Genomic DNA, 12,626 nt, shown 5'->3' with positions numbered 1-12,626 from the left:
GAACGAACGAGGGGAAAGCTCCCCCACTAGCCTTCGGGTGAACAGTACTCGCCGCCGGCTTCCGGTGAACATTGCCGGCTCCGGCGCTGCGGCAGACATTGAGATGCCGGTCGGCGTTGCCGTCCCGGGCGCTCACGCCTTGGCGTCCGCGGAGACCGTTGCGGACCCCGACCTCGTGAGACTGACCATCCCGCTCCCCCAGTGCAGGACCCGTCCCGCACGAGATGCTCGACGGGAACCTCGTCATCGACAAGGTGAACTACTGACCGCCACCGACGGGGTTCTGGAGGCCCTCGACTTACACAACGAGGGCCTGCACGTGCACGTGCAGGCCCTCAGGTTCGATTAGACGCGCTGGCTGATCGTGCCGCACGGGTTGCGGTTGGCGGTCGATTCGGTGACGAACCGGCCCGACGACGCGGAGCGGTGCACCGTGGTCGAGTTGCTCGTGCCGGAACCGACACGTTCGGTGGTGGTCTTTCCGGGCCAGCGGGCCGCAGCGGCCTTGGAGACGAAACGACCGGTGGATGCAGAGCGACGAACGGTTCCCATGGGAACTCCTTCACTGATTGGTGCCGGGGTGCCATGAGATGGAGCGCCGCTAGTCTGCGGCTGCCAACTCCGGTACAGTCAGTGCTCTGGATGAGACCTGACCTTCTCAGGGCTTGTGAGCCGTCCCGTTACCGCGGGGCGGCTCTTTTCCGTTGTGATCCCGACATCTCGGTATATGTCCGCCGCTGGTCACTTCCCCTCGCGGCCTCTCAACTGCTTCGATTGAGTCTTGCCCGTCATCGATCGCGAGACGAGCGACTGCGCTTTGTTGGCGGAAACGGTTCGGCGTGCCGCCTTCGCGTTCTGGGTCCCGAAGGACGAGCGCTCGATCTTGCCTCGAAATTCACTGCTCATGCGGACTCCCGGTTCTGTCGTACTTGCTGACGTGCGCGCGCGATCGCCGACTCCACCGCTTTCGCGGTCATGCCAAGCTTCTCGCCGATCTCCGCGTGCGTGAAGCCATGCGTCACGTTCAGATAAAAGGCTGAGCGGACACGCTCGTCCTTGATGCTCCCGAATGCACGACGCAGCTCGTCCTTGATGTGCGCCGCCTCGCTCGCGTCGGGAGCAGCCGACGTCGACGGACCCTCCTCGAAGTCGTCGGCCCAGGCCGCTGCGGGCGGCGGAGCCTGCGGCTCCGCATATGAACGCAGCTCTTCTCGACGCCAACGCTTGTAGACGTTGCTGAACTGCAGAAGGCACTGGCCCACGAAGAACGTGCGCAGGGAAGCTCCCTTGGCGGGGTCCCACTTGCCCGGGACGAGCACCTTGTCTCGGAACGCGGTGAGGGCGAGCACGATCGTCTCATCCGCCAGGCTCTCGGCCTCTTCGATCATCGAGCCCGGGCGGGGCTCAGGCTCCAGTGCGCCGAAGCCTTTTCGCTTCACCTCGCCACGAATCTGCCCTTTGTAGATCCACCCGCGGATGACAGCCCACCCGTACTTCGCGATCTCATTCGCGAACAGATCGTAGTTCCGGCCACGGTATCCGCTGGCCTGGAGTGCGGTCGCGAGTTCGCGGTCTCCAGCGAGCCGGTCGAAACGTTCCTCGGCGCGATCGCGGTCTGCCTCGGCCAGCCAGGCCTGATCCGTTGCCCACGCGATGAGAGTAGGAACGCGATCGGGGGACGAATGCCCTTCGGGCTCGTCGTTACCGGTCATAGCGTTCCCTCACGATCCTGGTCAGCTCATAGTCACCACGATCCCTCATATGTCCGACATTGCAGACTTCCCCTCGCCTCTCGCAAGAAAATGTTGAGCAACCTCACGGTTCGGTGCCGCCCGCCGTACACGATCGTTTGCGGCGTGGTTTCGCATTCGGTTCTACTGGTGGTGCCGCAAGCGAGGCCTCGGACCCATCTCCGCTTTCCAAAATCTCCCGCTGAAGACGCGAGTGAGCACAGCAGGAGGGAGCGTGCAGCAGACGACCCGCCGAAAACGATCGTTTCCGGCGAGTTCGCGTCGCCCGTCATCGTGCGCCCGCCGTTAACGTTCGCCGGTATCTGCTTTCGGCAGACGTTTCCGGCGTTCAGGTAGCGGGTCTCGCTCGTCGTCCGCCGATGCGAGTTGGCGAGGATGGTTTCGTTCCGCGCGGAGTTGTTGCTCGATCTTGGCGTGTGCTTTTCGTTCGTTGCGGTCGGCTCTGATGATGGACCGCAGGACGAACCAGAATGCTGCGACGACGGCGATCGTGGGGATGACGGACCAAAAGGCGTTGGTCCAGTAGTCATTGAGATTCATCCGCGCCTCCCGGGGGTTCACGCAGCACGAGCGCCAGTCCGACGATCGCGAGGATGAACGCTGTTTCGTAGCTTCCGAGCGTGTATGCCCAGAGTGACCGTTGGTCTGGAACGGTTGTGTCGATGAGGAGATGAGTTGCGATCAGTGCGACGGCGGCCAGGAGAAGGAAGGCCCCGATACGTACGAGGCGATCGTGACGCCGCTGTGGGGACATGTGGCTGGTGCGCGTGGGAACGTGTGCTCGTGGACGGTGCCGAGCTGGGTGCAGGTGGCGGGTCATCTGAATATGGCTCCGATGAGGTAGAAGCTCGCAAGGGCGAGAAGCAGGGCGAGGACTGTGGCGCACGCGATGAAGACGGATATGCGTCGGAAGGGATTGCGGCGGGGGACCATGGGTGGCCGTTCTGGTGGTGGCGTTCTCTACCGGGCGGGGGCGAGGATGGTTGTGTCGTCGGCTGTGATCTGGACGATGCCGCGGTCGTCGACAACGATGAAGCGTTCGTCATCGATCGCGGTGAAGGCCTGAGCGGCACCTTGAAGCGCGTCGAGGCGTTGCCATGTTCCTTCGGTGTTCTGTGACCAGAGGGCGCCATCGGTTCCGACTCCTGCGAGCGAGCCATTGGGTTTGGCGTCGAGTGTGTAGAGCAGCGGGGCGTCGGCGACGGGGGTGAAGGTGGCGCCGTTGTCGGTGCTGAGGAGCAGTCCTTCTTCCGCGGCGGCGTAGAGACCGTCGCCGGTGGCGGCGAGGTCTGCCGCGGCAAGTGTTGCGCCGCGGGTCCATTCGAGACCGTCGTCAGTGCTGATGAGCAGATCGACGCCATCGGAGGCGATCCCGTAGAGAGTGCCGTCTGGTCCGGCGGTGAGGACATGGAAGTCCGTACTGCCAGTGAGGGCGATCGGTGACCACGATTCGCCGAAGTCGTCACTACGAATGACACCTAGGTTCGGGGAGCCGAGCTCTGCGGGTGTCTGTGTGCCCGGGTGACCGGATGCGAAGAGGGCGTCGTCGAGGACGGTGAAGCCCATCGCGTCGAAGTCGTGGCCTCCGATGGGGCCGGTGATCGCACCCTCGGGCGTGAGGGTGAAGAGTCCTCCGTGGGTGGCTATGAAGAGGTCCTCACCGCGGGGGTCAGCGGCAACACCGTGAATGTGTTGGATAACGGGGGGGACCGCGTTGGTGCCGGAGGCCTGCGGCACGGCGCAGCCGGTGAGGGCGACGGCTGCGAGAGCGATCGCGAAAGCGGGTAGGGGCGAGTGGCGGTTCATGAGACTCCGACGTGAAGAAATGCATGCAGGTGCGCGAGCGGTACGCGAATGAGAGTCGCGACATGGCACCAGCGCGGTGGCGTGGGTTACTGCGAGAAGGCCAGTTCGGGGGTGCGGGCGAGCGCCGCACCCCCGAAGGTAGATCAGAGTGTGTCGAGGAGGTCTTTCATCGTGGCGATCTCCGTGGTCTGCGCCTCGATGATCGTCTCGGCCAGAGCGATCGCGTCGCTGTTCTGGCCGTTGTCGACCTCTTCTTGGGCCATCTCGACGGCACCCTCGTGGTGCTGAATCATCTGCTCGAGGAACAGGCGGCTGGCGTCCGCACCGGTGGCGTCCTCGAGAGCCTGCATGTCCTCTTCGGACATCATGCCGCCGCCGTGATCCATTCCCTCCATGTCGGAAGTGTCAGCGCCCCACTCTTCGAGCCACTGGTCCATCTTCTGGATTTCGGGCTCCTGCGCGGCCTTGATCTCTTCCGCAAGGGCGACGACACGTTCGTCGACGCCCTCCTTGCTGAGAAGCATGTCGGACATGTCGATGGCCTGGGCGTGGTGCTCCTTCATCATGCTGGCGAACATGATGTCGGCGTCATTGGCGTCCGCGGAGGCCGGGGCGGAGCTGCTGCTTTCGTGGTTCATACCGGGCATGTCGCCGCCGCCCGAGGTGTTACCGGCGCAGCCGGCGAGTCCAAGCACTGCGGCGAGGGTGAGTGCGGCGGTCGCCGCAAAACGGGTCTTCATGATGGGTTCTCCAAAAGTCGATGAGGGTGCCCAGCGAGAGAGGCTGGGCAAGGGCGTTACCCGCAGAAGGCGGGCGCGCCTGCCGTCACGTGCGACTGATGCAGAGAACGGTGAGAGACGGAGGCCGCAGCGGATGCAGCGCATCCCGGAGGTGTAGGCGGGACACGGGCGTTCCCAGGGAGTGCGCGACGGCTCGCCACCAGGCGGACGGCCGGGCGAGCAGCACGACGACAATGAGGAGCGCGAGAACGCAGGCCATCCACGCCATGCCGTGATCGTCAGAACACGTGGCGCACCCCGCCTCGACCACCGCTGCGGCGTCGCCTGAGGCGTGCGCGGGGTGAGCGTCGGCATGCGCGGGTGCGACGGCGATGGTCTCACTGTGCCCGGAGGGCATGGTGTGCGTGTTCATCGAGTGCATCGCCAGAAGCCCGAAGATCACGGAAAAGGCGACGGCGACGACGGTCAGGAGGGTGCGGGTGAGGGTGCGCTGGTCTTGCACGCGCCGTGCGATCGTCATCAACACTGTCCCACCTCCCTTTCTTCCAGGGTACGTCGCCGCCGCCCCTGACGCCTACTTGTCGACGACGGCGTCCGGGCTGAGGTTCAGCCGTCGCAGCAACTGCGCATTCAGCGCGACAACGATCGTGGACAGTGACATCAGCACCGCACCGACGGACATCGGCAACACGAATCCGACGGGGGCGAGCACACCGGCCGCGAGGGGGACGGAGAGCAGGTTGTACCCGGCGGCCCACCAGAGGTTCTGTTTCATCTTCCGGTAACTCGCCCGCGACAGCTCAATCACGGAGATCACCGATCGAGGGTCGTCGCTGGCGAGGATGACACCCGCTGAGGCAATCGCGACGTCCGTTCCGGCACCGATCGCAATCCCCACGTCCGCCTGGGCGAGGGCGGGGGCGTCGTTCACGCCGTCACCGACCATCGCGACCTTGCGGCCTTCGTGTTGCAGTTCTTTCACCTTGGAGGCCTTGTCCTCCGGACGGACCCCGGCGAAGTACCGGTCGATACCCAGCTCGCCGGCGACGGACGCGGCGACCGCATCGGCGTCACCGGTGATCATCACCACCTGCACGCCCCGTTCGTGGAGCGCATCGACCGCGTGACGCGACTCGGACCGGATCTCATCCGCCAGGCGCAGCGCGCCCGTCACCTGACCGTCAACGAGCACGTGGAGGATGATCGCACCCTCACCGCGCCACTCGTCGGCAACCGGCAGCTCAACGGCGTGTTCTTGCTCGAGCATGTACGGGCCGCCGACCTGCACGACGTGTCCGTCGACACGGGCACGCACCCCCACGGCGGGGGAGGATTCAAAATCGGTCGATCGCGGAACGGTGAGGTTCTTCTCTTTCGCTGCGTTGACGATCGCACGGGCGAGGGGGTGCTCGGAGTCCGCTTCCGCGGCCGCCGCCCACGCGAGCAGCTGATCGGCGTCGGCCCCTGTGACGGGATCGATCGCGGTCACGGCGGGGGTGCCCTTGGTGAGCGTGCCGGTCTTGTCGAACAGGATCGTGTCGACGGTGCGCATGCTCTCCAGGGCGAGACGATCCTTGATCAGCACACCTCCACGGGCGGCGCGTTCGGTCGCTATCGACACGACCAGTGGGATCGCGAGACCCAGCGCGTGCGGGCAGGCGATGACCAGCACGGTGATGGTGCGGATCACGGCTGCCTCGGGCTGGCCGACGAGAGTCCACACAATCGCGGTGATCGCGGCAGCGCCGAGCGCGAACCAGAACAGCCACCCCGCTGCCTTATCCGCGAGTCGTTGCGCCCGCGACGATGAACTCTGCGCCTCCGTGACCAGTTTCTGGATGCCCGCGAGTGCGGTGTCTTCACCAATGGCGGTGATCTCTACCCGCACCCCGGAATCGGTGGCTACGGTTCCAGCGATTACCGGGTCACCATCGCTGCGGCGCACCGGCCGAGACTCTCCGGTGATCATCGACTCGTCCATGCTGGCCGAACCCTGCACGATCCGCCCATCCGCGGGGACCCGCCCGCCCGGACGCACCACCACCACGTCTCCGACCTGCAGATCAGCCGGTGCGACGGTGACAGTGGTGTCTCCGTCGACCTTCTCCGCCTCGTCGGGCAGCAATGCGGCGAGGGAATCCAACGCCGACGTCGTCTGGGCGAGGGAACGCATCTCGATCCAGTGGCCGAGCAGCATGATCACGATCAGCAGCGCCAGCTCCCACCAGAAATCCAGCTCGTGGTGCAGCAGCCCGATGCTCGCCCCCCAGGAGGCGAGGAACGCCACGGTGATCGCGAGGGCGATCAGCAGCATCATCCCCGGTTTGCGGGCACGAAGTTCACCGACCGCACCGGTCAGGAACGGGGCACCGCCCCACACGTACATCACCGTTCCGAGAGCCGGTGACACCCACGCGACCCACGCCGCGTCCGGCAGCGGGTACCCCAGGATCATCGAGAACATCGTCGAGAATCCGACCACCGGCACGGCGAGGAGCAGCATGATCCAGAACAGGCGCCGGAACTGCCCCACATGATCCCCGTGGCCGCCATGCCCGCCGTGACCGGCGTGATCTTCGTGGCCGCCGTGCCCGGTGTCTTCGTGCGGTGCAGCGTGATCGTGGCTCATCGCCCCATGGTCGTGCTCCGTCGTTGCCGCCGCCGTGTGGTTGCGGTGCGCGGTGTGATCGGTGTGTTCGTCGTGCTGGCTCATCGGAGACTCCTTGCTCAGGTGCGCCCGGGGTAAGCCGGACGCCGAAAGATGCAACTCAGGGCTGGCTGGTCGCGAGAGCGTAGCCGGCCTCCTCCACCGCAGCCTTCACAGCGGCGGGGTCAACCGGGGCGGTGCTGCGGATGGTCACCCGGGAGGTGCCACCCGCGTTGAGATCCACGGTGACGGACTCGACACCGTCGACAGCGCCCAGCTCCTCACTGACGCTCGATGCGCAATGCGAGCATGTCATCCCGTCGACGAGCACCTCCGATGTGACCGCAGAATCGTCGTGGACGGCTGTCTCTGTGTTCGATGGGGCAGCGCAGCATGCGCAACCAGCGTTCGCATCCGTCAGTCCCAGCTCGATGCGATCAGTCATGGTGTTCTCCTTTACTAAACAGACGTGTGGTCATGAACGAACCAGGCGGGCGATGGCTTCGTTGGCCTCACGAACCTTCTCCGCTGCGAAGTCGCCACCCTCAGCACTTGCCTGAGCGACGCAGTGACTCAGATGATCGCTCAGCAACGACAACGCCACCGTCTCCAGGGCCTTCGTCGCCGCAGAGACCTGCGTAAGGATGTCGATGCAGTACTTGTCCTCATCAACCATCCGGGAGATCCCCCGCACCTGGCCTTCGACGCGATTCAACCGCTTGCGCAGGTCGTCCTTGCTTCCGTCGTACCCGTTCATGCCTCGAGCATACCCCCTGGGGGTATGTAACTCAATGTTTTCGCTTCTATTCCCGCTAGGCGAACGTGGTCGCCGACTCTGTTCAGCTCACAGGCTGATCTGCGCAGCGCGGCGGCTTATCAATACCGGGTTACCAGACCCCAGCGGGGTATTCAAGGGCCTCAGTGCGCGGGCGATGCGAGCGTACTTTCGTGGCTCACGAAAGGAGTTCTCTCATGACCGTCACCGAAGAAATGCTCAGCACGTATCCGAAAGATCTGGGCGGAATTGATCAGAAGAAGCTCGTCGACTGCATCGACGCGTGTCTCGCGTGCGCGCAAGCCTGCACCGCATGTGCCGACGCTTGCCTCAGCGAGGACATGGTTGCTGACCTAATCAAGTGCATTCGCGCGAACCAGGACTGTGCAGACCTTTGCATAACCACCGCCCGGATCCTCTCCCGTCGCACCGGGCACGACGCCAGCGTCACCCGTGCCGCGCTCGAAGCTTGCCGAGCGGCGTGCCTGAGCTGTGCTAACGAATGTGAACAGCACACCATGCACGAACACTGCACGATCTGCGCTGAGGCATGCCGACGCTGCGAACAGGCGTGCGTTGCACTGCTGGAGTCGCTATGACAAGCCAGCACGCCGACAACGGTTCACGCCCGCCGGCCGGCCACTCCCAGGGGAAGAATCAGGGCGGGATGTCGAGCTACCTTAAGCTCGCCGTCTCGCTATCGCTCAGCTTCGTTGTGATGTACTTCCTCACGTTTGCGATGATCAACGTCCTGGACGATCTCTTCCTCAACATCAGCAACCTCTACATGGCACTGATGATGGTCTTCCCCATGGGCATCATCATGGTCATCGTCATGTGGAAGATGTTCCCGAACAAGGCCGCGAACATCAGCTTGCTCGTAGGTTTCGCCGCGCTTTTCCTTGTCGCCTTCTTCATGGGACGCTCGGAAGCGTTCGTCGGTAACGACCAGTTCCTCCGTTCCATGATCCCGCATCACTCTCGAGCGATTCTGGTGTGTGAGCAATCAGACATCAGCGACCCGGAGATCCAAGATCTCTGTGAGCAGATCATCTCGTCACAGCAGGAAGAGATCGACCAGATGAATGAGATTCTCGACCGTCTCGACGATTAGTGGGGCGTCGGCACCACCCTTGCGACGAGTGGACCGGCTACCGCGCTCATGACGAGCGGACCGGATCACCGCCGTCGACAGGGTCCGGGTCGACCAGGCAACCTTACGCCTCAGCCTTACGCGAGAGCTGCCGAAAACGATCGTTTGCGGCGCGGTGAGTGAAGGCACACCAGATCGAATGCCAGAAACGTGCGCCGTAAGCGGGTTTCGGTAGGCGTATTCGGTGGGGTGTGAGCCGGATGTACTTACACCCAGGCCCCAGAGATGTCGCCTGGGGTGAAGCCGTTCCAATAGGTCATCAATCACTGTATAGTTCAGTGTGTGCTGACTATTTCCTCACGCCTCGATGTCATGAACCGGCTCGGCCGGGCCATGGCCGATCCCACGCGTTCCCGAATCCTAATGTCTCTGCTCGGTGGACCGAGCTACCCGGCTGTGCTCTCTCGTGAGCTGGAGCTGACGCGTTCGAACGTGTCGAACCATCTCACCTGCCTGCGTGACTGCGGGATTGTCGTTGCCGAGCCGGAGGGTCGCCAGACTCGTTACGAGATCGCCGACCCGCATCTTACGGCTGCGCTCGTCGCGCTCGTGGACGTGACGCTGGCGGTCGATGAGCACGCGCCGTGCGTGGACTCTGCGTGCACGGTGGCTGGCTGCTGTGGGACGGGGGCGGACGCGTGAGCGCGGCGTGTGGCTGCGAGCACGAGCCTGCCCAGCCTGCCACTGCGGCGGAGGATGAGACCGAAGAGGTTGTGCGGCCCTGGTGGAGGGACCGTGGGATTATGGTGCCGGTCTTCTCCGGTGTCGCATTCCTGGCCGGTCTGATCCTTGAATGGTCCGGCCTCGAGATCCCGGCGCTGGTGTTGTTCTGGGCCGGTCTGCTCCTCGGTGCGTCGACGTTCACGCCCGGCGCGATCCGGAAACTGTTCAAGGGCAAGCTCGGTATCGGGCTGCTGATGACGATCAGCGTGATCGGCGCGGTCATCCTCGGCTACGTGGAGGAGGCTGCGGCTCTGGCGTTCTTGTACTCGATTGCTGAGGCGCTCGAGGACAAGGCGATGGACCGTGCCCGGGGCGGGCTGAGGGCGCTGCTGAAGCTCGTGCCGGAGACAGCGACCGTGCTGCAGAACGGCGTCTCTGCGCAGGTGCCCGCGAGAGAGCTGACGGTCGGCCAGGTCATGGTGGTCCGTCCCGGCGAGCGGATCGCAACCGACGGGATCGTCCGTTCTGGCCGCTCCAGCCTGGACACCTCGGCGATCACCGGGGAGTCGATCCCCGTCGAGGTCGAGCCCGGCGATGCGGTGTCGGCCGGTGCGATCAACAGCGCCGGCGCGCTGGAGGTCGAAACGACCGCTGCGGGCACCGACAACTCGCTCACCACGATCGTGGAGCTGGTCGAGAAGGCGCAGACCGAGAAGGGCGAGCGTGCACGTCTCGCGGACAGGATCGCCCGCCCGCTCGTACCCGGCGTTCTGATCCTCGCAGCGCTCGTCGCGATCATCGGGTCGCTGCTGGGCGATCCAGAGGTGTGGATCACCCGCGCGCTTGTCGTGCTGGTCGCCGCTTCTCCGTGTGCGCTGGCGATCTCGGTGCCGCTGACGGTCGTCGCCGCGATCGGCGCAGCAAGCAAGTTCGGCGTGATCATCAAGTCCGGCGCCGTCTTCGAGCGCTTCGGCACGGTCCGCCACGTCGCGGTCGACAAGACCGGCACCCTCACCCGCAACGAACCTGCGGTCACCGCGGTGCTCACTGCGAACGGCGTGACCGAGACACAGGCGCTGGCCTGGGCGGCCGCACTGGAGCAGCACAGCACGCATCCCCTTGCCTCTGCGATCACCGCCGCGGCCCCGGGCACACCGGCAGCTGCAGATGTGACCGAGCAGGCCGGGCACGGCATCGACGGCACTGTCGGCGGATCGAGAATCACCGTCGGCAGTCCTCGCTGGCTGGACGCGGGCGACCTCGGGAAGCAGGTCGCGGAGTTGGAGGAGCAGGGCATGACCGTCGTGATCGTCCACCGCGATGGAACCCCCGTCGCCGCGATCGGCGTCCGCGACGAACTGCGCCCTGAAGTCCCCGAGGTAGTCCGGACGCTCATCAACCAAGGCGTCGGCGTGACGATGCTCACCGGAGACAACGCCCGCACCGCTCGTGCACTGGCCGCGCAGGCCGGGATCAGCAACGTGCGCGCGGAACTGCGTCCCGAGGATAAGGCAACCGCGATCGGCGAGCTGTCAAAGGCGGGGCCGGTCGCGATGATCGGCGACGGAATCAACGACGCACCGGCCCTCGCTGGCGCAGACATCGGTATCGCGATGGGCGCCACCGGCTCCGACGCGGCAATCGAATCCGCCGACGTGGCCTTCACCGGCCATGATCTGCGCCTCATCCCGCGAGCGTTCGATCACGCCCGCCGCGGTCGACGGATCATCAACCAGAACATCATCCTGTCGCTGCTGATCATCACTGCACTGCTCCCGCTCGCGCTCTTCGGCGTCCTGGGGCTCGCGGCCGTCGTCCTGGTCCACGAGGTCGCGGAGGTCATCGTGATCCTCAACGGTCTGCGCGCCGCACGCACCCGCACGCCACGACTGGAAAGCTGATGCTCGCAACTATCGGTTCAGCGATCGGCCTGTTCGCGGCAACCAACATCGACGACATTGTCGTGCTCACCGTGCTGTTCCTGGCTTCCAGTCGAGGGAAGCCCCGGCCGTGGCAGATCGTCGCGGGCCAGTATCTCGGGTTCATCACCCTCGTCGTGATCAGCGTGATCGCCGCTCTCGGTCTCACCATCGTTCCGGACGAATGGGTCGGTTTCCTGGGTCTGATCCCGCTCGGCATCGGCATCTGGACGCTCATTCGCGGCCTGCGCCGTAACAGCGATGATGATGACGACTCCAAGATCACCGCGGTCGGACTATGGGGCGTCGCAGGGATCACGATCGCCAACGGGGCCGACAACATCTCCCTCTACACGCCGATCTTCCGCACCAGCGCCCCCAGCGACGTCGCGATCATGATCGTCGTATTCCTGATCCTCGTCGCGGTCTGGTGCGCGGCCGGCCGGCTGATCGGCACCAACAAGGCTGTTACCGAGGGGCTGGAGCGCGTCGAGCACTGGCTCGTACCGGCCGTGTTCATCGGCCTGGGCCTGTTCATCCTGATCGAATCTGGGGTCATCGTCCGTCTGATCGAGGTGCTCGCATGACCTCCTCCCAGTCAGAGGCTCATCCGCCCGCTGCGCGCAAGCTGTCGTCGACCCGGCGGCGGCAGCTCACTGGTGGAGCGCTCTTGATCGCCGTGGTCGTCGTGCTGATCGATCAGGGAACCAAGGTGTGGGCCGAAGCGACCCTCACCGACCGTGAGCGCATCCCGCTGATCGGTGACCTGCTGGGTTTGCAGCTCGCCTATAACCCCGGAGCGGCATTCTCCTTCGGGGAAGGCTTCACCTGGGTGTTCGCGCTGCTCGCTGTCGCCGCCACGGTCACAGCGATCGTGTTCGCGTTCCGAGTGCAACGCGTGAGATGGGCGATCGTCATCGGCGCGCTCGGCGGCGCTTCCGCCTCACACGCAGGCGACCGCCTTTTCCGGGACCCCGGATTCGCCCGTGGTCACGTCGTGGACTTCCTCGCCTACGGAAACTGGTTCATCGGCAACATCGCCGACATCGTAATCTTCGCCGCAGCGATCACCGGAGCAGTTTTCATGATCCGCGCCGGGGATGAGAGCACCGAGTGAGATCCGTTGTGCGGTGGTGGGACACCCATCAACTCGCCCTCTACATCGGCGCGAT

The 12,626-nt window shown here is 64.8% G+C and carries 15 protein-coding genes; 6 read left to right on the top strand and 9 right to left on the bottom strand.

Going from position 1 to position 12,626, the window contains the following annotated elements; translation table 11 throughout:
* Window positions 1-345: 345 nt before the first annotated feature.
* The 9 genes from ACLFA2_RS06985 to ACLFA2_RS06945 all read right to left on the bottom strand — a co-directional run bounded on the left by ACLFA2_RS06985 (window position 346) and on the right by ACLFA2_RS06945 (window position 7,701).
* The gene (locus tag ACLFA2_RS06985; protein WP_241796831.1) at window positions 346-552 is read right to left on the bottom strand and encodes an ABC transporter ATP-binding protein; all 207 of its coding nucleotides are present in this window, start codon (window positions 550-552) and stop codon (window positions 346-348) included.
* 350 nt (window positions 553-902) lie between these two features.
* On the bottom strand, window positions 903-1,712 hold the full coding sequence (locus ACLFA2_RS06980; RefSeq protein WP_061016258.1) for an RNA polymerase sigma factor: 810 nt from the start codon (window positions 1,710-1,712) through the stop codon (window positions 903-905).
* Between the two features lie 324 nt (window positions 1,713-2,036).
* Window positions 2,037-2,291: a hypothetical protein gene (locus ACLFA2_RS06975; RefSeq protein WP_081859903.1), complete on the bottom strand. Its 255-nt coding sequence runs from the start codon at window positions 2,289-2,291 to the stop codon at window positions 2,037-2,039.
* A gap of 420 nt (window positions 2,292-2,711) precedes the next feature.
* Window positions 2,712-3,557 (bottom strand): F510_1955 family glycosylhydrolase, encoded by an 846-nt coding sequence (locus ACLFA2_RS06970; protein WP_067120985.1) that lies wholly within the window; start codon window positions 3,555-3,557, stop codon window positions 2,712-2,714.
* Window positions 3,558-3,700: 143 nt separating this feature from the next.
* A complete protein-coding gene (locus ACLFA2_RS06965) occupies window positions 3,701-4,297 on the bottom strand; it encodes a DUF305 domain-containing protein (RefSeq protein WP_067120987.1) in 597 nt (198 codons plus the stop codon).
* 85 nt (window positions 4,298-4,382) lie between these two features.
* A complete protein-coding gene (locus ACLFA2_RS06960; RefSeq protein WP_067121011.1) occupies window positions 4,383-4,817 on the bottom strand; it encodes a DUF6153 family protein in 435 nt (144 codons plus the stop codon).
* Window positions 4,818-4,871: 54 nt separating this feature from the next.
* On the bottom strand, window positions 4,872-7,010 hold the full coding sequence (locus ACLFA2_RS06955) for a heavy metal translocating P-type ATPase (RefSeq protein WP_426622463.1): 2,139 nt from the start codon (window positions 7,008-7,010) through the stop codon (window positions 4,872-4,874).
* 55 nt (window positions 7,011-7,065) lie between these two features.
* Window positions 7,066-7,389, bottom strand: coding sequence for a heavy-metal-associated domain-containing protein (locus tag ACLFA2_RS06950; protein WP_060921756.1), 324 nt, complete (start codon window positions 7,387-7,389; stop codon window positions 7,066-7,068).
* 30 nt (window positions 7,390-7,419) lie between these two features.
* Window positions 7,420-7,701: a metal-sensitive transcriptional regulator gene (locus ACLFA2_RS06945; protein WP_053095982.1), complete on the bottom strand. Its 282-nt coding sequence runs from the start codon at window positions 7,699-7,701 to the stop codon at window positions 7,420-7,422.
* A 215-nt stretch (window positions 7,702-7,916) separates the two neighbouring features.
* On the opposite strand from ACLFA2_RS06945, the gene ACLFA2_RS06940 reads away from it, so the two are divergent.
* The 6 genes from ACLFA2_RS06940 to ACLFA2_RS06915 all read left to right on the top strand — a co-directional run bounded on the left by ACLFA2_RS06940 (window position 7,917) and on the right by ACLFA2_RS06915 (window position 12,571).
* Window positions 7,917-8,318, top strand: a complete 402-nt coding sequence (locus tag ACLFA2_RS06940) for a hypothetical protein (RefSeq protein WP_058631433.1) — start codon at window positions 7,917-7,919, stop codon at window positions 8,316-8,318.
* Window positions 8,315-8,833, top strand: a complete 519-nt coding sequence (locus ACLFA2_RS06935) for a DUF305 domain-containing protein (RefSeq protein WP_200838872.1) — start codon at window positions 8,315-8,317, stop codon at window positions 8,831-8,833. Before ACLFA2_RS06940 ends, ACLFA2_RS06935 begins: the two co-directional genes overlap by 4 nt.
* Before the next feature lie 321 nt (window positions 8,834-9,154).
* Entirely contained in the window at window positions 9,155-9,514 is a 360-nt protein-coding gene (gene cmtR, locus ACLFA2_RS06930) for a Cd(II)/Pb(II)-sensing metalloregulatory transcriptional regulator CmtR (protein ID WP_036275916.1), read from the top strand.
* The gene (locus ACLFA2_RS06925) at window positions 9,511-11,436 is read left to right on the top strand and encodes a heavy metal translocating P-type ATPase (RefSeq protein WP_426622462.1); all 1,926 of its coding nucleotides are present in this window, start codon (window positions 9,511-9,513) and stop codon (window positions 11,434-11,436) included. Before cmtR ends, ACLFA2_RS06925 begins: the two co-directional genes overlap by 4 nt.
* Window positions 11,436-12,041, top strand: coding sequence for a cadmium resistance transporter (locus ACLFA2_RS06920; RefSeq protein ID WP_426622271.1), 606 nt, complete (start codon window positions 11,436-11,438; stop codon window positions 12,039-12,041). Before ACLFA2_RS06925 ends, ACLFA2_RS06920 begins: the two co-directional genes overlap by 1 nt.
* Window positions 12,038-12,571 carry a signal peptidase II gene (locus tag ACLFA2_RS06915; RefSeq protein ID WP_029264099.1) on the top strand — a complete coding sequence of 178 codons (534 nt, stop codon included), beginning with the start codon at window positions 12,038-12,040 and terminating at the stop codon, window positions 12,569-12,571. The genes ACLFA2_RS06920 and ACLFA2_RS06915 overlap by 4 nt, the downstream gene beginning before the upstream one ends.
* The last annotated feature ends 55 nt before the right edge of the window (window positions 12,572-12,626 follow it).

The sequence above is a fragment of the Microbacterium sp. As-52 genome (assembly GCF_049949185.1).
In the GTDB taxonomy this organism is placed as follows: domain Bacteria; phylum Actinomycetota; class Actinomycetes; order Actinomycetales; family Microbacteriaceae; genus Microbacterium; species Microbacterium maritypicum_A.
This window is presented reverse-complemented; position numbering and strand designations above follow the sequence as displayed.

Excerpts from the sequence above, each read along its gene's own strand:
- ACLFA2_RS06985 (WP_241796831.1), bottom strand. The coding sequence starts at position 552 with ATGGGAACCGTTCGTCGCTCTGCATCCACCGGTCGTTTCGTCTCCAAG.
- ACLFA2_RS06980 (WP_061016258.1), bottom strand. The coding sequence starts at position 1,712 with ATGACCGGTAACGACGAGCCCGAAGGGCATTCGTCCCCCGATCGCGTT.
- ACLFA2_RS06975 (WP_081859903.1), bottom strand. The coding sequence starts at position 2,291 with ATGAATCTCAATGACTACTGGACCAACGCCTTTTGGTCCGTCATCCCC.
- ACLFA2_RS06970 (WP_067120985.1), bottom strand. The coding sequence starts at position 3,557 with ATGAACCGCCACTCGCCCCTACCCGCTTTCGCGATCGCTCTCGCAGCC.
- ACLFA2_RS06965 (WP_067120987.1), bottom strand. The coding sequence starts at position 4,297 with ATGAAGACCCGTTTTGCGGCGACCGCCGCACTCACCCTCGCCGCAGTG.
- ACLFA2_RS06960 (WP_067121011.1), bottom strand. The coding sequence starts at position 4,817 with ATGACGATCGCACGGCGCGTGCAAGACCAGCGCACCCTCACCCGCACC.
- ACLFA2_RS06955 (WP_426622463.1), bottom strand. The coding sequence starts at position 7,010 with ATGAGCCAGCACGACGAACACACCGATCACACCGCGCACCGCAACCAC.
- ACLFA2_RS06950 (WP_060921756.1), bottom strand. The coding sequence starts at position 7,389 with ATGACTGATCGCATCGAGCTGGGACTGACGGATGCGAACGCTGGTTGC.
- ACLFA2_RS06945 (WP_053095982.1), bottom strand. The coding sequence starts at position 7,701 with ATGAACGGGTACGACGGAAGCAAGGACGACCTGCGCAAGCGGTTGAAT.
- ACLFA2_RS06940 (WP_058631433.1), top strand. The coding sequence starts at position 7,917 with ATGACCGTCACCGAAGAAATGCTCAGCACGTATCCGAAAGATCTGGGC.
- ACLFA2_RS06935 (WP_200838872.1), top strand. The coding sequence starts at position 8,315 with ATGACAAGCCAGCACGCCGACAACGGTTCACGCCCGCCGGCCGGCCAC.
- ACLFA2_RS06920 (WP_426622271.1), top strand. The coding sequence starts at position 11,436 with ATGCTCGCAACTATCGGTTCAGCGATCGGCCTGTTCGCGGCAACCAAC.
- ACLFA2_RS06915 (WP_029264099.1), top strand. The coding sequence starts at position 12,038 with ATGACCTCCTCCCAGTCAGAGGCTCATCCGCCCGCTGCGCGCAAGCTG.